Genomic DNA, 16,854 nt, shown 5'->3' with positions numbered 1-16,854 from the left:
GGTACGCGTCGCCGCATGTACGCCCTCGCGTCGGTGCGCCATGCACGCCCTACCGTTGGTGGGTCATGTAGCCGTCGTGATCGTTTCGGCCCGTGCGTTCGGGACGGTGCCTCCCGACGAACCCGTCGCCCCATTCCCGGTCGCCATGGCGGCCGGCGAGCAAGAAGGTGGAATGCGTGATGCGCATCGTGATCGCTCCCGACGCGTTCAAGGGCACCGTCGCCGCCGATGCGGCCGCAGGCGCGTTGGCCGAGGGGTGGCTGGGGGTGCGGCCCGGGGACGAGGTGGTGGGGCTGCCGCTGGCCGACGGTGGTGAGGGCACGCTCGACGCCGTGGCGCGGGCGGTACCCGGAGCCGTGCGGGTGCCGGTGCTCGGTGCGCCCGGTCCGGACGGGCGGCCCGTCGACACGGCCTGGTTGCGGCTGCCGGACGGTACGGGCGTCGTCGAGTTGGCCGCCGTATCCGGGCTGCCGCTGATGGCCGCGCCGGACCCGATGGGCGCCCACACCGCCGGTCTCGGCATGGTCGTCGGCGCGGCGCTGCGGGCGGGGGTGTCCGCCCTGGTGGTCGCGGTGGGCGGCTCGGCCTCGACGGACGGCGGAGCGGGCGCACTGGCCGCGCTCGGCGCCCGCTTCCGCGACCTCGACGACAACGAACTACCGTACGGCGGACGGGCTTTGGCCCGCCTCTCGGCGATCGACACGACCGGCTTGGCGACGCCTCCACCCGGCGGCGTGCAGATCCTCACCGACGTCACCAATCCGCTGCTGGGCCCGACCGGGGCGGCAGCCGTGTTCGGCCCGCAGAAGGGCGCGTCCGCCGCCGACGTCGCCGCCTTGGACGCGGGCCTCGCGCGCCTGGCCGCCCTCCTCGGCGGCAACCCGGCCGCCGCCGGAGCCGGTGCAGCCGGTGGTACGGCGTACGGGTTCGCCACCGCGTGGAAGGCCTCGATCGTCCCCGGCGCCATCCGCGTGGCCGAACTGGCCGGCCTGCCCGACGCGCTGGCCGGCGCGGACCTCGTGATCACCGGCGAGGGCCGCTTCGACGCCACGTCCACGCACGGGAAGGTGGTCGGCACGGTGCTCGACCTCGCCCACCACGGCTCCGGCGTGCCGGTGGCCCTGGTCGCCGGATCGGTGGCCGCACCGCTGCCGGCCGGCGTCGTGGCCGCCACCGACCTGACCCGCCTTGCCGGATCGACGGCCGCGGCCCAGGCCGACGCCACACACTGGCTGCGCCGGGCCGGCGCCGTACTGGCGGAGCGCTTCGACCTCGGCAACGCGGACTGACGCTCCGACGAAGCGCCCGGGCGGATCGCCGCCGCCGGCGGTGCACCGCGCGCCGCGCACCGCACCGTGCTCCCCGCCGACCCGGGCTCGGAGGTGGCCCGCCCGCTCGGGCCCGGCCCCACCGCTCGCAGGCGGCCCCCAGGGTGACGGCTCCGATCGCTGGGCGGCCGAGTTCGGCCCCATCGACCGGCGCCCGGATCGCCGGCCCCGTCCGACCCGTCCCGCGGCGGAGCGACCGCACCCCGGCCCGACGCGCGGCCGGGGGTCGGCCCGGGCCCGGCTAGGCTGGGTGGACAATGAACCGTTTCTCTGCGCCTTCCGGCGAGTTCGAGCTCACCCGTTACCCCGAGGATCCCCGCGATCTGCTGCGCGCGTGGGACGCGGCCGACGAGTACGTGCTTCGGCACCTCGCCGGGATCGACGACGACAAGCCGACGGATCTGTCCGGCAGTGTCGTGGTGGTGGGCGACCGGTGGGGCGCGCTGGTCACCGCGCTGGCCGAGTCCCGGCCGGTACAGATCAGCGACTCCTTCCTCGGCCAGGAGGCCACCCGGGCCAACCTGGCACGGAACGAGGCGGACCCCGACTGGGTGCGGTTGTTGTCCACCCGGGACGCACCGCCGGAGCGCATCGACGTACTGATCGTCCGGGTCCCGAAGAACCTGGCCCTGTTGGAGGACCAGCTGCACCGGCTCGCGCCGAGCGTGCACGCGGACACCGTCGTGGTCGGTACCGGGATGACCACCGAGATCCACACCTCGACGCTCAAGCTGTTCGAGCGCATCATCGGCCCGACCCGGACCTCGCTCGCGGTCAAGAAAGCCCGACTGATCTTCAGCACGCCCGACCCCACGCTCCCGCGTACCGCAAGCCCCTGGCCACGCAGCTACACGCTGCCCGCCGACGTCGGCGCGGGATCCGGGATCGTGGTCACCAACCACGCGGGCATCTTCTGCGGCGACCGACTCGACATCGGTACCCGCTTCCTGCTGCGCAACCTCCCGCGCCGCACCGGTCGCGACCGGGTGGTGGACCTGGGCTGCGGCAACGGCGTGGTGGGTACCGCGGTGATGCTGGCCAACCCGCGCTCGGACGTGTTGTTCGTGGACGAGTCGCATCAGGCCGTCGCCTCGGCGCGGGCCACGTTCCAGGAGAACCTGGGATCGGATGCCGGTGCCGAGTTCGTGGTCGGCGACGGTCTGACGAACGTGGCGGCCGAGAGCGTCGATCTGGTCCTGAACAACCCGCCGTTCCACACCCATCGGGCCACCACCGAGGCCATCTCGTGGCGGATGTTCGCCGGTTCGCGTGCGGCACTGCGCTCCGGCGGCGAACTGTGGGTGATCGGCAATCGACACCTGGGTTACCACGTCAAGCTGCGCCGGCTGTTCGGCAACTGCGAGATCGTGGCCAGCGACCCGAAGTTCGTGGTGCTGCGGGCCGTCAAGAACTGACCGGAGCCGACCCGGGGGCATGCGGGGCCGGGCGCCCCGGCCCCGCATGCCGACCGCGTACGTCCCCGCCCCCGTCCCACCTCAGCCGGCGTTCTCCACCCGCAGCAACATCCGCTTCAGCAGCGCGATCAGTACGTCCTGATCCGGCCCGTCCAAGGGATCGACCATCGCGCGTTCGGCCCGGTCGAGCAGTTTCATCGCGGCCGTCCAGCGCGCGCGGCCCGACTCGGTGAGTTCGACATCGACCCGGCGACGGTCGTCGGTGCCGCGGATGCGCCGGATCGAACCGGCCTCCTCCAGGGTGTCCAGCCGGCCGGTGATCCCCGCCGGCGACACCATGAGCTCCGCGGCCAGTTCGGACGGTGTGGCCCGGTAGGGCGTACCCCGCGAGGCCAGTCGGTGCAGCGTGTCGAACTCGAAGGCCTGGAGCCCGACCTCGGCGAGCGCACGTCCCTTGACCTGTGCCAGGTGCTTGGTCAGCATCTGGATCCGGGTGACGATCCCCTCCACGCGCTCGTCGAACGGCGCCTTGCGCCGCCACCGGGCGATGTGCCGGTCGACCGAATCCTCGACGGCGATCCCCGCCTCGGCCTCGGCGGAGACGTCGACGGCACCCGCGCCGCCGGCCTCGCCCTCGGGTCCGGCCGGACCGTCGGCGCCGCCGTCTCGTGCCCGTCTCTGTTCCCGGCCCTCACCGTGCATGCGGCCATTATGCTCGGCCGATGATACTTCGTTGACGAATGATTCGCTGCCGAAATACATTCCGTGCCATGACCCCAGCCACGCGCCGGCTCCTCCTCGGCCGCACCTTCGCCGCCCTTGCGACGGCCCTGATCCCCACCACGCTGACCCTGGCTCTCGTACACACCGGCTCGGGCACCGATCTGGGTCTGGTACTGGCCTGCGAACTGCTGCCGATGTTGCTGCTGCTCCCGGTCGCGGGCGTGATCGCCGACGGCTTCCCCCCGCACCGGGTGATCCTGGCCGCCGACCTGGTCCGTGCCGGCGCCCAGCTGGCGATCGGCGCCGAACTGCTCGCGGGCCCGGTGCGCATCCCGGACCTGGCGATCCTGTCCGCACTCACCGGCGCCGCCGTGGCCTTCGGCACCTCGCCGATCCACACGCTGGTGGTCGCGGTGGTGCCCGAGTCGGAGCGGCTGCGGGTCAACGCCCGGCTCGGCGTCGCGCAGGGCCTCGCCCAGGTGGCGGCCCCCGCTGCCGCCGGCACCCTGATGCTCGCCGTCGGGGCCGGCTGGTCCTCGCTGCTGACCGGCCTGCTGTTCGTCGCGTCCGCCGCCACGTTCGGCGGCCTGCGCCCCGAACGCGTCGTGCGCAAGACCGAACGTGGGCCATTCCTCGCCGAGTTGCGCGCGGGTTGGGTGGAGACCCGGCGCCATCCCTGGTTCCTGGCCAACGTCGTCGCGCACGGCGTATGGCACCTGGCGGCCGGCTTCCTGCTCACCCTCGGCCCGATCATCGCGGTGGACCGACTCGGCGGCGACCGCTCGTGGGTGATCATCGCCCAGGTCGGCACCGTGGGCGTACTGCTCGGCGCCCTGATCGCGTCCCGGCTGCCCGTGCGCCGCCCACTGGTGGCCACCTCGATCGGCGCCGCCCTGTACGGCCTCCCGCTCGCCGCCCTCGCGCTGCGGGCACCGCTGACGGTCGTCGCCACCGCCTACTTCCTGGCCATGCTCGGTCTGGGCGTGCTGAGCCCGTTGTGGCAGACCACGCTGCAACACCGCATCCCGTCGGAAGCACTGGGCCGGGTCGGCTCGTTCGACACGCTGATCTCCTTCGCCACGCGCCCGCTGGGCCTGGCGATCGCCGCCCCCGTCGCGGCGGCGATCGGCACGAGCACCCCGCTGCTGGTCGGCGCGGTGTTGGTGGTGGCCACGAACGCGGGGTTGCTGCTGCTGCCGGACGTACGCGCGATCGCGTCCGCGCCGAAGGCCACCCCCGCCCCCGGCGCCGAATTGCACTTGCCCTCGTCCCCCGGCCGCACCTGGCGTGTGAGCGACGACAGCGGCGTGTAGCTCAGCAGTAGAGCACCGGACTTCGGATCGGCGCCTGGCGAGGTGGGCCAGGGCGGGCATTGGACGCGCGCGATGTAGCGGGCGGTGGGTGCGGGGCGTGGTCGCCTCGTCCGGTCCGTCAGGTCCGTCCGGCCCGTCAGGTTCATCCGGTCCGTCCGTTCCGGGCGGTGGGCGCGGTGGTCGCCGGTGGTGGGGCGGGTCAGCGCATCCGGGTTCCGTTGCGCCACACGCCTCGGATGCGTTGGTCGAGTGCGGTCGGGTCCAGGGTGGTGCCGGCGAGCAGGACCAGGTCGGCGCGTTTGCCGACGGCGATCTCGCCCCGGTCGTCGGCCAGGCCGAGCAGCCGCGCCGCGTCGTGGGTGGCCGCGCGGAAGGCACCGGCGGGGCCGAGGCCGAACCGGGACAGGTGCTCGATCTCGCGGAGCACCTCGGTATGCGGCCGGACCGGGTTGTCGCTGCCCATGGCGATCGGGACACCCGCCCGGATCGCCAGGCCGACCGCGTGCCGGTGGGCCTCGGCCGCGCCCTCGGGCGCCGCCGCGGGGTCGGTCTGCGTACACGACAACGTCGGCACCAGCCAGGTCCCGCACTCGGCCATCGCGTCCACCGCGGCGGCGTCGAGCCAGGTGCCGTGTTCGACGCTGCGCGCACCCGCGCGGGCCGCGAGTTCCCCCGCCCGCGCGCCGTGCGCGTGCGCCATGACGCCGCGTCCGCCGAGCCGGGCGGCCTCGTCGACGAGCGCGGCCATCTCGCCGGCGGTGAACCGGACGTCGTGCACGCCTTGTCCGCAGGCCATCGACCCGGACGGCGTCGCCTTGATCCAGTCGGCCCCGGCCCGCACCATCCGCCGCACCACGGCACGCGCGGAATCCGGGCCGTCGAAGACGGGGTCGGGCATCGCCGGGTCGGCGAAGAAGTCCACCGCACCCACCCTGGGCGTCCAGTGATCCCCGATCCCGCCGGTGGTGCACACCTGCCGCACGCTGATCAACACCTGCGGTCCCTCGATCCACCCCCGCTCGACCGCCATCCGCACGCCCGCATCGGCGCCCCAGGCATCGCGCACGGTGGTCACGCCGAGCCGCAACAGCGTCCGCAGGACCGGTACCGCCGACAACGGCCGTACCGAGCGCGGCAGTTCAAAGGGATCCCGCAGGGTCTGGGTCAGGCACACGTGGGTATGGCAGTCGATGAACCCGGGGACCACCAACTGCTCGGCGCAGTCCACCACTTCGTCCCCGTCGAGGCCGGTCCCGACGGCCACGATCCGACCACCCGCGACCGCCACATCGGCCGCGCCGACCACACCGGAGCGGACGTCCAACACCGATCCGCCCCGCAACACCACACGTCCCATGCACCCATCCTGCCTCGCTCGCAACGGTGCCGGCCGAACGACGACGGTCCGCGGGGGCTCGGCTGTCGAGATCGCCCGGGTGACGTCGCCCCGGATGCGGCCGGCAGCGCGGGCAAATCACGCACCGGTGATGGCCTCAGAGCGGGGGAGGCACGTCGCCCGCCAGGTCCGAACGGGCCTCCTCGACCATGCGCACGATGCCCTCGGCGCCGGCGGACTTCGCGATCGTGCCCGCCTCCTCGATCAGCGTCCACGCGTCGTCGCGGCGATCCTGCCCGGCCGCGATGTACGCCAGCCCGACCAGGTTGGCCGCCACGCCGGGCAGGAAGCCCAATTCGCGGCGCAACCGTAGCGATTCCTCCAACCGTTCGCGTGCCACCGGCAACCGGCCGGCGATGTGCGCCGCAATGCCCAGGTGGCGAAGCGCGTACGACATGGTCGCTTTGTCGTCGGCGCTCGTGGCCAGCTCCAGGGACCGCTCCAGCGCGGGCAGCGCGGAGGCATGGTCGCCCCGGACCACCTGATGGAACGTGCCGACCCAGAACAGCGCTTCGCCCTCGCCCCGCGCATCGCCGAGCGATCGGTAGAGCTCCGCGGCCCGTTCGAACAGGGCCCCCTCGCGGGGATCCTCGGCGCTGCGATCGGCCAGGAAGCGCGCGTGCGCCACCCGGCCTCGGGCCAGCGCCAAGTCCGCCTCCACGGCGTCCAGTTCCCGGTCGGCCACCGGAAGCCCGGTCGGGTCGCCTCCGAAGACCGCCCGTTCGTAGCACAACCCGGCCCGTTCGATCCGTTCGTCCGTGCCCATCGTCGCTCCAGCCACCCGAATCCCACGCCCCATCGGGCACGGCGCACCGCGGCAAAAACGGCGTCCCCCGCCCGAATCGAGCCGTCCGAGCGGCGAGTCTAGGCCGTGTCCGGCGAATCCTGGTGGAACGGGCGGTGCGGTCGGCCGCCGAGACGGTCGATCGATGTAAAGAAAACTAGACCTGGTGTCAGCATTGCTTTACATTGACTGCGTCCGTATGGATGTACATCGGCTCGTCTTCGCAGGGTTTCTCCGCGTCCGCTTGCGTCCGCGGGGCCTTGCATCCATGTCCACCATGTTCGAGCCGGGAGTCGCTGCGTGGCTTTTGAAGAGAAACGTGCATGGATCATGGCGGTGGTCACGGTCTGCGCATACGCGACCTACCTCGCCGTCGTGGTCGGGCGAGCGGGCGATGCCCCACTCGCCGAGGTGTCGTACGCCTCGACCCTGCTGTGGACCATCGGCGCCGCGATCCTGGCTGCGATCGTGCTGCACATCGTGGTGTCGATCGTCTCCCCCGAGGGCGCCAACCAAAAGGACCAACGCGACCGGGAGATCGGCCGGTTCGCCGAGTTCGTCGGCCAATCCTTCGTCGTCGTCGGCGCCGTGGCGGCGCTGGCCATGGCGCTGGCCGAGTTCGACCACTTCTGGATCGCCAACACGATCTACCTGGCGTTCGTACTGTCCGCCATCCTGGGCTCCGGAACCCGGATCGTCGCCTACCGCCGGGGCTTCCAACCATGGTGAAGAAGCCGCCGACCCGGGTCACCAACACGATCCGCGCCCTGCGCTTCACGCACGGCGAGATGACCCAGGCCGAACTGGCCGAGCGGGTGGGCGTCACCCGACAGACCGTCATCGCCATCGAACAGGGCCGCTACTCGCCGTCCCTGGAGATGGCTTTCCTGATCGCCCGGGTCTTCGGCGTGCCTCTCGACGAGGTCTTCCAATACCCGGACCCGGCAAGGGAGAAGCCGTGAAGGCATTCGTTCAGGACACCTACGGGCCGCTCGACGTGCTGCGACTCGCCGACATCGAGCAACCGGCGGTGGGCGAGGACGACGTGCTGGTCCGGGTACACGCGGCCGGTGTCGATCCGGGCGTGTGGCATCTCGTGACGGGCCGTCCGTACCTGCTTCGGCTCACCGGTTACGGCCTGCGCGCGCCCAAGGACCGCGTACGGGGCATGGATGTCGCGGGCAGCGTGCATGCGGTGGGCCGCAATGTGACCCGATTCCGGCCCGGTGACGAGGTATTCGGCACGTGCCGGGGCTCCTTCGCCGAGTACGCGTGCGCGCCGCAGAGCAGGCTCGCCACGAAGCCGGCGAACCTCGACGCGGTCCAGGCTGCGGCCGTACCGACCTCCGCGTTCACCGCCCTTCAGGCGCTCCGGGACAGCGGCCGGGTGCGGCCCGGGCAGCGCGTCCTGATCATCGGCGCGGGGGGCGGCGTGGGCACGTTCGCGGTGCAACTGGCCGCCAACGTGTTCGAGGCGCACGTGAGCGGGGTGTGCAGCACGGGCAAGGTCGAGTCGGTCCGCTCGCTGGGCGCGGACGAGGTGATCGACTACACGCGCGAGGACTTCGCCGACGGCACACGGCGATGGGACCTCATCCTCGACACCGCAGGCAATCGGCCCGTCGGGCTGCTCCGGCGAGCGCTCACTCCGCGGGGGACCCTCGTCATCGTCGGCAGCGAAACGAACGGGCGTTGGTTCGGCGGCGTCGACCGCATGCTCCGGGCACTGGCACTGGGCCCGTTCGTACGGCACCGGCTGTGCGGGGTGATGTCCACCGAACGCGCCGAGGATCTGGACCTGTTGCGGACGTACCTCGAAGACGGCCGACTCACACCGATCATCGATCGCACGTATACGTTCGCCGAGATTCCCGAGGCGATTCGGTACATCCACGAGGGTCGCGCACGTGGGAAGGTCGTGGCGACGGTGGCGTGAGGGATGCGGGGAGGCATCGATGCAACGACTGGTGCTCTTCGACCTGGACAACACCTTGATCGACCGATCCGCGACCTTTGCCCGGTGGTCGGCGGAGTTCGCCGACGAGCGCCGTCTCGGCGACGGGGCCGCGCAATGGCTCGCATCCGTGGACGGGGACGGCTTCAGGCCTCGGGAGCACTTCTTCGCGTCCGTACGAAGTCGATTTCGACTGCCGGAATCGGTCGAGGTGATGTGCTCGATGTACCGGGCGCGGATGCCGGAGTTGGCCCGGTGCCGCGATGAAGTCCTGGCCGGCCTCGCGGACTTGCGGGCGTCGGGTCGGCGGATCGGTGTGGTGACGAACGGCCATCCGTCGCAACAGGTGGCCACGATGCGCAGCACCGGTCTGGCCGCGCACCTCGACGGGTGGGCCGTCTCCGAGCAGGAGGGTGTCCGCAAGCCCGATCCGAGATTGTTCGAGATCGCCGCGGCCCGGTGTGGCGGGCTGTCCCCGGCCGACGGTGGCTGGTGCGTCGGGGACGACCCGGTGGCCGACATCGGCGGCGGGAGGGCGGCCGGGCTGACGACCATCTGGGTACAGCGGCTCCCGGAGTGGCCGACCGGTCCGACGGACCCGCCCGACCATCGGGTCACCGACGTGACGGATGCCTTCGAACTCCTCTCCTCCGACGGGCCATAGCGCAATCTGCCATCAGCCGACGGCAGGCCGCGCCGGTCCGAAGTCGTCGTGTTCACCACGGTCTTCCTGACCGCCACGTGGCCGCCGCCGCGATTGACGCCCCCACCTGTCGAGCCCCGGCAAGAGGAAACGCGGCAGCCCTGCGGGCTCGCGTGCGGGAGGGTCTCCGGACGCCGGTAGGGTCCGTGCCGGGAAGGGGAATTGCATGGAGCGGGCTCGGATTCTGCTGTTGGATGCGGCTCCCGGTGATTTGCTCGGTCGGGAGTTGGAGCGTCTGCTCGGGCACGGGCTGGTCGTCACGCTGAATCTTCGGCGGGTGGCCGATCGGGCCGGGGCGCGGGCTGCGTGGGCCGGCCGGGTGGACTTCACCGATTTCGATGCCTTCGACGAGTCCGCGCTGGTGGCCGAGTTCGTCCGGGACGGACTCGGCCACCACGCGGTCAAGTCGCGTGCCGGTGTACCGTTGCGCGCCGCGTTCCTCGCGGCGGCGACCGACACCGCCCTGGCCCATCGGCTCCGCGTGGTCGGCCGGGCCGGCGCGGGCACCGACCACGTCGACTCGGCAGCCGCAGCCCGGCACGGCGTCGCCGTCACCCATACCCCGGGTTCCAACGCGAACGCGGTCGCCGAGTTCGCCCTGGCCCAACTGCTCGCCCTGACCCGGGATCTCCCGGCACACAACGCGGCCGCACACCGTGGCACCTGGCGCGCACCGGCCGTACCGGCGGTGGAGCTGTCGGAATCGACCCTGGGCATCGTCGGGGCGGGACGGATCGGACTGGCCCTGGCCCAGCGGGCAACCGCCCTGGGCATGCAGGTCCAGGCCCTCTCCCGGCGCCCGGCCGAGATACCGCTCCCCTCGGCCCGCTCGCTCACCGCACTGCTGACCACCAGCGACGTGGTCTCCCTGCACCTGCCGCTCACCGCGCAGACCCGGGGGCTGATCGGCAGGGCGGAGCTGGCGCTGATGCGTCCGGGGTCGATCCTGCTGATACACCGCCCGCGGCGGGATCGTCGACGAACAGGCACTCGCCGACGCCCTGCGCGACCCCGCACACCCACTCGCAGCCGCCGCCGTCGACACCTTCGAGCACGAACACGCCGCCTTCGCCTCGCCCCTGTTCGGCCTGCCGAACGCCCTGCTCACCCCGCATATCGCCGGAATGACCAGGAACGCCATGGCCGTGGCCGCGCTCCGCTGCGCAGACCACATCGCAGCCCTGCTCGCCCACCGCCCGGACGGCGTACCCGTGGTGACCGCGTGACGACGAGCGGCTCTTCGCCGCTCCGTGCGGCGTCGGAGATTGCCGACTATTCGGCTGGGCGGCGCCGGTAGAGCACGGTGGCCGGGGGAACGAAGACGACCGGAACCCCGATCGACCAGATGAGCGTGGCGTAGACGGGGTGTTGCATGGGCCAGGCGTCGATCGAGGCCGAGGGGTTGGGGTTGCCGAGCAGTTTCCGGGCGGCGGCGGTGACGGCGCTGGGGGGCCGTGCCGACGCGGGACGGACCGGGGCCGAACCGTCGCCACGGGCGGGAACGGGCGGGAACCGGAGGCCGCAGGGCCTCCGGTCCCCGCCGGCACGGCATGGGTGCCCTCCGGCACACCCTGCGCGCGCGTGTTGTGCGATGTATGCCGGAGGGCTGCCGGGTCACATGTTGATCATGTGGCCGGCCAGGCCGTGGATGGCTTCCTTGACGGCTTCGCCGAGGGTGGGGTGGGCGTGGATGTTGCGGGCCACCTCGTGGACGGTGAGGTCCCACTGTTGGGCCAGGGTGAGTTCGGGGAGGAGTTCGGTGACCTCGGGGCCGATCAGGTGGGCGCCGAGGAGTTCGCCGTGGGTACGGTCGCTGATCACCTTGACGAAGCCGACCGGGTCGCCGAGGCCGTGGGCCTTGCCGTTGGCGGTGAACGGGAACTTGGCGACCTGGACGTCGAAGCCCTGCTCCCGGGCCTGGGCCTCGGTCCAGCCGAAGCTGGCGATCTGCGGCTGGCAGTAGGTGGCGCGCGGGATCATCACGAAGTCGAGTTCCATCGTCTCGGCGCCCGCGATCGTCTCGGCGGCGATCATCGCCATCGACTCGGCCGCGTGTGCGAGCATCAGCTTCGCGGTGACGTCGCCGATCGCGTAGATGTGCGGGATGTTGGTGCGGCCCCGGCCGTCCACGTCGATCGCGCCACGCTCGGTGAGTCGTACGCCGATGGTCTCCAGGCCGTAGCCGGTCACGCGCGGGGCGAAGCCGATCGCCTGGAGGACCTTGTCGGCCTCCAGGACCTGCTGCTGCCCGTCGCGGGTCACGGTGACCCGGACCTTGGCGTTCGGGTCGCTGTCGTCGATCGACTCGACCCGGGTCGAGGTCAGCACCTCGATGCCCAACCGGCGGTAGCGCTTGGCGAGTTCGGTGGAGACCTCGACGTCCTCCAGCGGAACGACCCGGTCGAGGAACTCGACGATGGTCACCTTCACGCCGTAGTTGTGCAGCACGTAGGCGAACTCGACGCCGATCGCGCCGGCGCCCGCGATGATGATGCTCTCCGGCAGCCGGTCGGTGAGGATCTGCTCCTCGTAGGTGACCACCCGCTCACTGAGCGAGGTGCCCGGCAGCAGGCGCGTGGTCGCGCCCGCCGCGATGATGCAGTGGTCGAACGTGACGGTCTCGACACCGCCGCCCGTGAGCGAGACGTCCAGCGTGTGCGCGTCGGTGAACGAGCCGCGGCCGTCGTACTCGGTGATGTTGTTCTTCTTCATCAGGTAGTGCACGCCGTTGACCCGGCCGTCTGCGACCTTGCGGCTGCGCTTGAACGCGGCTTCGTAGTCGAACGTCACCGAACCCTCGACGCGGATCCCGAAGGTCTTGGCCTCCTGCGTGAAGATGTGCGCGAGTTCCGCGTTGCGCAGCAGTGCCTTCGACGGGATGCAGCCGACGTTCAGGCAGACGCCGCCCCAGTACTTCTGCTCGACGACTGCGACCCGCAGCCCGAGCTGTGCGCTGCGAACCGCTGCGGTGTATCCGCCCGGACCGGCGCCCAGGACAACGACGTCAAAGTGTGTACTCATGATCCACACGATATGCGGCCGGCGCCGATGCCGGCGCGCCGCCCGGGCCCGCTCGCTACCCCGCTCCCTCGCCCACCCTCGGCCGCACCCGCCGACCCGTCACGTGCTCCGCCCGGATCCGGATGCAGACGTCCCGCCGGTCGGCCGGCCACGGGGCCTCGGCGGCCGACGGGATCTCCGTCGGGTCCGAGTCCCGCTCCGCCGTGCCGCGGATCAGGACGCTCCAGCCGATCCGGGCCGCGTCGACGATGTCGTCCACCTCGAACAGGACCGGGCCCTCGACCCGGGCCAGGACCGAGTCGGCGGCCGTACAGAACATCACGTCGCGGCCGAGCATCACGTAGTTGACCGGCAACACGAACGGGTCGGGCCCGTCCAGCGCGGCGATCCGGCCGACCAGTTGCAGCAGCAGGTGGGCCTGACACTCCTCGTCGGTCATCTCCACCAACTCCCGCCCCGGGCCCGGGTCCTGACCCGGCGGACGAGGTGGGACCCGGTGTGTGAAGCCGGCCGTTGGCGCGGAGAGCAGGTCGTCGACGGTGGTTTCGAGCGCGTCGGCGAGTCGGGACAGCGCGGGCGCGGACGGTGCGGTGGATCCGTTCTCGACGGAGCTCACCCATGTTCCGGGCAATCCCGTACGGCGGGCGATGTCCGCCACGGAGAGCCCGAGTTCGCGGCGCCGGACGGCCAGCCGGCCGGGCAGCGCATCGACGGATGGACGGACGGTACCCGCAGTCTCCTCGGTCATCCCACCAGCCCACCCCCCACGAACCGGTTTCGGCGGGCATTGCGCCGATCGGCGGCGCGCCCCGGCGACGTCCCTACGGCGCCGCGAGGGGCGCACCGCCGGCGTCCCGACGCCGCCCCGATCACCTCGCGACGCATGGGGCGCCGGCCGCGCCCGCCGGCACCCGGGACCCGCGCGCCCTCGCCGCCCCGCGCTATTCGGCCGCGGCCAGGCGGGCCGGGAAGCCGCCGGTGGCGATCGGGCCCCAACGATCGATGTGGATGCGGATCAGCGACTTGTCCTGCCTGCGCATCGCCTCCCGATACTCGTCCCAGTCGGGGTGCTCGCCCGAGATGCACCGGAAGTAGTCCACCAGCGGCTCCAGCGCCTCCGGCATGTCCAACACCTCGGCGCGGCCGTCCACCTGCACGTACGGGCCGTCCCATTCGTCGGACACGACGCAGATGGACACCCGCTCGTCCCGACGGGCGTTGCGGGCCTTGGCCCGGTCGGGGTACGTGGACACGACGATCCGGCCCGCCCCGTCCACCCCGCAGGACACCGGCGACATCTGCGGACGCCCGTCGGCGCGGGTCGTGGCCAACAGTCCGCGATGGCGCGGGCGCAGGAATGCCAGGAGTTCGTCGAGGTCGGGGTGACGCGCGGTCGCGACGGCCATGAATCTGCCCTTCGAGTGGCTCGGAACGTGTTCCTCGGGTCTCCCAACCCTAGGCATCGCGGCCCGCTTCACCGGGGCCGCAACACACCCACCCACGCGGCGCCGTTCGCATGCGGCCCGCTACAGACATCGCCCGCCCGCCGCGCTACGGTGCCCCGAACCCGTGACCGGACATCACCGAAGCCCGGCCGGGGACGAATCCGGACCCGGTACGGGAGACCCGGAACTCGGAACGGCAGGCGCAAACAGCAGTGGGCAGTGGCCGCCGCGTTCGCAGCAGCAGCCGCCGCATCGGCAGTCGCAGTCGCGGCAGCAGCCGCGTTCACAGTCGGGGAGGCACGCGTGGGCATGTTCGCGGACGGCCGGCCGGTGGCCGAGGTGCTGGCGGAGTTGACGGCCATGCACGCCGGGGACGAACCGGGACGCGGGCGGCCCGGAGTGGCCAATACGTTCGATTCAGGCGCGGCCTCCGTCGAAGCGCTCGCCGTTCGGGCGTTCGAGCTGTACCTGCACGTGAACGGCCTGTACCCGACCTCCTTCCCGAGCGTCGCGACGCTGGAGCACCAAGTGGTCGCGGCCGTCGGCGAGATGCTGCACGCACCCGCGGGTGCGGCCGGCAGCTGGACCAGCGGCGGTACCGAGAGCTGCCTGCTGGCCGCCAAGGCGGCTCGGGACGCGCGGCCCGACCTGGCGCGCCCGCAGATCGTCTTCGCCCGTTCGGCGCATGCGGCCTGGGCCAAGGCGGCGAAGTACTTCGGGCTCGACCCGGTGATCGTGGACATCGACCCGATCCACCTGACCGCCGACGTCGCCGAGATCGAGCGCGCGATCACCGACGACACCGTCCTGGTGGTCGCCTCCGCACCCTCCTACGGGCACGGCGTCGTGGACACGATCCCCGAAATCGCCGCGATCTGCGCGCGGCGCGGCGTGCGCTGCCACGTGGACGCGTGCATCGGCGGCTGGGTGCTGCCGTTCGCCGAACAGCTCGGACACGCCGTGCCACCTTGGGACTTCCGGGTGCCGGGAGTGGATTCGATCTCGGTGGATCTGCACAAGTACGGTTACGCGCGCAAGGGTTGCTCGATCGTGCTCTACCGCACCGCGGCGCTGCGTCGGACCCAGTACTTCGTCGCATCCGACTGGACCGGCTATCCGGTGGTCAATTCGACGATGCAAAGCTCGAAGTCCGGCGGCCTGATCGCCGCCGCGTGGGCGGTGCTGCGCCACCTCGGTGCGGACGGCTACCGCGACCTGGTCACCCGTACGCTGGCCGCCACCGCCGATCTGGTCGACGGCATCGCGAAGATCGCGGGCCTGCGCGTGCTCGGCGCGCCTGCGGCGAGCCTGGTCGCGGTGACCACGGACGGCGTGGACTTCTTCGCGTTCCTGGACGAGTTGGAGCGCCTGGGATGGGCCGTGCAACCCCAGCTGTCCCAGCCCGGCATCCCGCCGACGATCCACCTCACGATGACCGCCACGCACGGTCCGCACATACCCGAACTGCTCACCGCGCTGCGCTCGGCGGTACACGCGGCCGGCGAACGCGATCCGCTGCCCACCCCCGAGCAACTGGGTGCGGTCGCCGAGCTCACCACCCTGGCCGACTCCGAGGTGGGGGTGAGCGCCGACGCGCTGACCGAACTCATGCTCAAGACGGGCCTGTTGACCGACGGCCGATTGGCGCCGGTACACGCGCTCCTTGACCACCTCCCGGCGCACCTGCGGGAAGCGGCGCTCCTCGCCTTCTTCGAGGGCCTCAATCCGCCGCTGTGACACCGCCGGGCGCGGCATCCACGCCACGCGGTGGGGTACGGCCCGGACTCGCCCTCCACCGCTCCAATCGCCGGGCACACCGATTCGCCACGCTTCGCCACCCGTGACGGGTCGGCCACGTCCTACCGCCGGGACCTGGGCTCCTATTAGCGTTTCCCGTACGACAGGAGCCGGTGTCGGGTCGGTGGCCCCCAGGCGCAGACGGCCGGACCGGTACGCGCGAACTCCCCACATCGGCGCCGGAATGCTCGTGTCGACGTGCCGATTCACCTCGGACATCCCGCGCCTGGGACGCATCCATGACCCGTCAAGGAGCCTCATCATGCCCGTGAACGCCACCCTTCTCGACGAGATCGTCGATCAGACCGCCCGACTCGTCTCCCTCGACATCTCCCGGGTCGACCCGGACGACACGTGGGCGGAACTCGGTGTGGACGCGGCCCTCGCGGCCGAGTTCGCGGACGTGCTCGGCAAGCGGTACGGCATCGCCGTCGAGCCGAAGGTGATCCTGGAACGCGCCACCCCCAGCGGTTTGGCCGAGTTCGTCGCCCAGGCCCGGGCGGGCCGCAGCGGGTGAGCGGCGCAGCCGGGTCGCGGCGCCCGGTCCGGCGGACCCCTGCGGCCTGCGCGGACGGCAATCGACCGTTCCGTCTCCGCGTGGCTCGCCCGGCTCGGCGCGCCGTCGACCTCGACCGGCCGATCCGGGCGACGCATCGTGCGATCCGACACCGCTCCCGTCCTCCGACCGCACGGCGCGCGTCGCCGGCCCGGATCCGCCGGAGCGCGGCACAGCGCGCGGCCCCGGCCGTCGTCGTTCGGATCCGCACCGAACCCGACGTGGTACAGCGTCGGTTCGGCCCGCCGGTCGGGCGCGTGCTCGAGCGTGCCACGAGACGGATGCGCCCGGCCCGTACACCCGTACGCCCTGTCCGATCCGCCGGGCCGGCGGGCAGCATGTGCGGTCGTCGGGCAACACCTCGGGATCGAAGAGGAACGTGGTCACCTTGGCAACGGCACCATCGCGAGTCACGCCTT

Annotated in this window: 16 protein-coding genes; 10 read left to right on the top strand and 6 right to left on the bottom strand. The window is 72.0% G+C overall.

The features are described 5' to 3' along the window. Positions 1-179: 179 nt before the first annotated feature. Together ACZOOI_RS38770 and ACZOOI_RS38765 are read left to right on the top strand one after the other, a co-directional pair. Entirely contained in the window at positions 180-1,289 is a 1,110-nt protein-coding gene (locus ACZOOI_RS38770; RefSeq protein ID WP_465281507.1) for a glycerate kinase, read from the top strand. A gap of 296 nt (positions 1,290-1,585) precedes the next feature. Beyond that, positions 1,586-2,743 (top strand): methyltransferase, encoded by a 1,158-nt coding sequence (locus ACZOOI_RS38765; RefSeq protein WP_465281506.1) that lies wholly within the window; start codon positions 1,586-1,588, stop codon positions 2,741-2,743. Between the two features lie 81 nt (positions 2,744-2,824). Here the strand turns inward: ACZOOI_RS38765 and ACZOOI_RS38760 are convergent, their stop codons facing one another. Next, positions 2,825-3,445 carry a MarR family winged helix-turn-helix transcriptional regulator gene (locus tag ACZOOI_RS38760; RefSeq protein WP_465281505.1) on the bottom strand — a complete coding sequence of 207 codons (621 nt, stop codon included), beginning with the start codon at positions 3,443-3,445 and terminating at the stop codon, positions 2,825-2,827. Between the two features lie 68 nt (positions 3,446-3,513). On the opposite strand from ACZOOI_RS38760, the gene ACZOOI_RS38755 reads away from it, so the two are divergent. After that, positions 3,514-4,779 carry an MFS transporter gene (locus ACZOOI_RS38755; protein WP_465281504.1) on the top strand — a complete coding sequence of 422 codons (1,266 nt, stop codon included), beginning with the start codon at positions 3,514-3,516 and terminating at the stop codon, positions 4,777-4,779. A 199-nt stretch (positions 4,780-4,978) separates the two neighbouring features. Here ACZOOI_RS38755 and ACZOOI_RS38750 read toward each other — a convergent pair whose 3' ends face one another. Both ACZOOI_RS38750 and ACZOOI_RS38745 read right to left on the bottom strand, forming a co-directional pair. Then, on the bottom strand, positions 4,979-6,136 hold the full coding sequence (locus ACZOOI_RS38750; RefSeq protein WP_465281503.1) for a metal-dependent hydrolase family protein: 1,158 nt from the start codon (positions 6,134-6,136) through the stop codon (positions 4,979-4,981). A gap of 136 nt (positions 6,137-6,272) precedes the next feature. Continuing rightward, positions 6,273-6,941, bottom strand: a complete 669-nt coding sequence (locus tag ACZOOI_RS38745) for a tetratricopeptide repeat protein (RefSeq protein WP_465281502.1) — start codon at positions 6,939-6,941, stop codon at positions 6,273-6,275. Positions 6,942-7,259: 318 nt separating this feature from the next. On the opposite strand from ACZOOI_RS38745, the gene ACZOOI_RS38740 reads away from it, so the two are divergent. From ACZOOI_RS38740 to ACZOOI_RS38720, 5 genes are all read left to right on the top strand, one after another. Further along, entirely contained in the window at positions 7,260-7,688 is a 429-nt protein-coding gene (locus tag ACZOOI_RS38740) for a hypothetical protein (protein ID WP_465281501.1), read from the top strand. Further along, a complete protein-coding gene (locus ACZOOI_RS38735) occupies positions 7,682-7,921 on the top strand; it encodes a helix-turn-helix transcriptional regulator (protein WP_465281500.1) in 240 nt (79 codons plus the stop codon). The genes ACZOOI_RS38740 and ACZOOI_RS38735 overlap by 7 nt, the downstream gene beginning before the upstream one ends. Further along, a complete protein-coding gene (locus tag ACZOOI_RS38730; RefSeq protein ID WP_465281499.1) occupies positions 7,918-8,895 on the top strand; it encodes an NAD(P)-dependent alcohol dehydrogenase in 978 nt (325 codons plus the stop codon). The genes ACZOOI_RS38735 and ACZOOI_RS38730 overlap by 4 nt, the downstream gene beginning before the upstream one ends. A 19-nt stretch (positions 8,896-8,914) precedes the next feature. Continuing rightward, positions 8,915-9,577 carry an HAD family hydrolase gene (locus ACZOOI_RS38725; RefSeq protein WP_465281498.1) on the top strand — a complete coding sequence of 221 codons (663 nt, stop codon included), beginning with the start codon at positions 8,915-8,917 and terminating at the stop codon, positions 9,575-9,577. Between the two features lie 205 nt (positions 9,578-9,782). Next, positions 9,783-10,913: an NAD(P)-dependent oxidoreductase gene (locus ACZOOI_RS38720; protein ID WP_465281497.1), complete on the top strand. Its 1,131-nt coding sequence runs from the start codon at positions 9,783-9,785 to the stop codon at positions 10,911-10,913. 317 nt (positions 10,914-11,230) lie between these two features. Here ACZOOI_RS38720 and lpdA read toward each other — a convergent pair whose 3' ends face one another. The 3 genes from lpdA to ACZOOI_RS38705 all read right to left on the bottom strand — a co-directional run bounded on the left by lpdA (position 11,231) and on the right by ACZOOI_RS38705 (position 14,043). Next, a complete protein-coding gene (gene lpdA / locus ACZOOI_RS38715; protein ID WP_465281496.1) occupies positions 11,231-12,637 on the bottom strand; it encodes a dihydrolipoyl dehydrogenase in 1,407 nt (468 codons plus the stop codon). A gap of 55 nt (positions 12,638-12,692) precedes the next feature. Continuing rightward, positions 12,693-13,385, bottom strand: coding sequence for a helix-turn-helix domain-containing protein (locus ACZOOI_RS38710; protein WP_465281495.1), 693 nt, complete (start codon positions 13,383-13,385; stop codon positions 12,693-12,695). Between the two features lie 193 nt (positions 13,386-13,578). Further along, positions 13,579-14,043, bottom strand: coding sequence for a PPOX class F420-dependent oxidoreductase (locus ACZOOI_RS38705; RefSeq protein ID WP_465281494.1), 465 nt, complete (start codon positions 14,041-14,043; stop codon positions 13,579-13,581). A 348-nt stretch (positions 14,044-14,391) separates the two neighbouring features. On the opposite strand from ACZOOI_RS38705, the gene ACZOOI_RS38700 reads away from it, so the two are divergent. Further along, positions 14,392-15,819 (top strand): pyridoxal phosphate-dependent decarboxylase family protein, encoded by a 1,428-nt coding sequence (locus tag ACZOOI_RS38700; RefSeq protein WP_465284134.1) that lies wholly within the window; start codon positions 14,392-14,394, stop codon positions 15,817-15,819. Positions 15,820-16,141: 322 nt separating this feature from the next. Continuing rightward, the gene (locus tag ACZOOI_RS38695) at positions 16,142-16,396 is read left to right on the top strand and encodes an acyl carrier protein (RefSeq protein WP_465281493.1); all 255 of its coding nucleotides are present in this window, start codon (positions 16,142-16,144) and stop codon (positions 16,394-16,396) included. The last annotated feature ends 458 nt before the right edge of the window (positions 16,397-16,854 follow it).

It is taken from the genome of Embleya sp. L77, from assembly GCF_055557415.1.
This window is presented reverse-complemented; position numbering and strand designations above follow the sequence as displayed.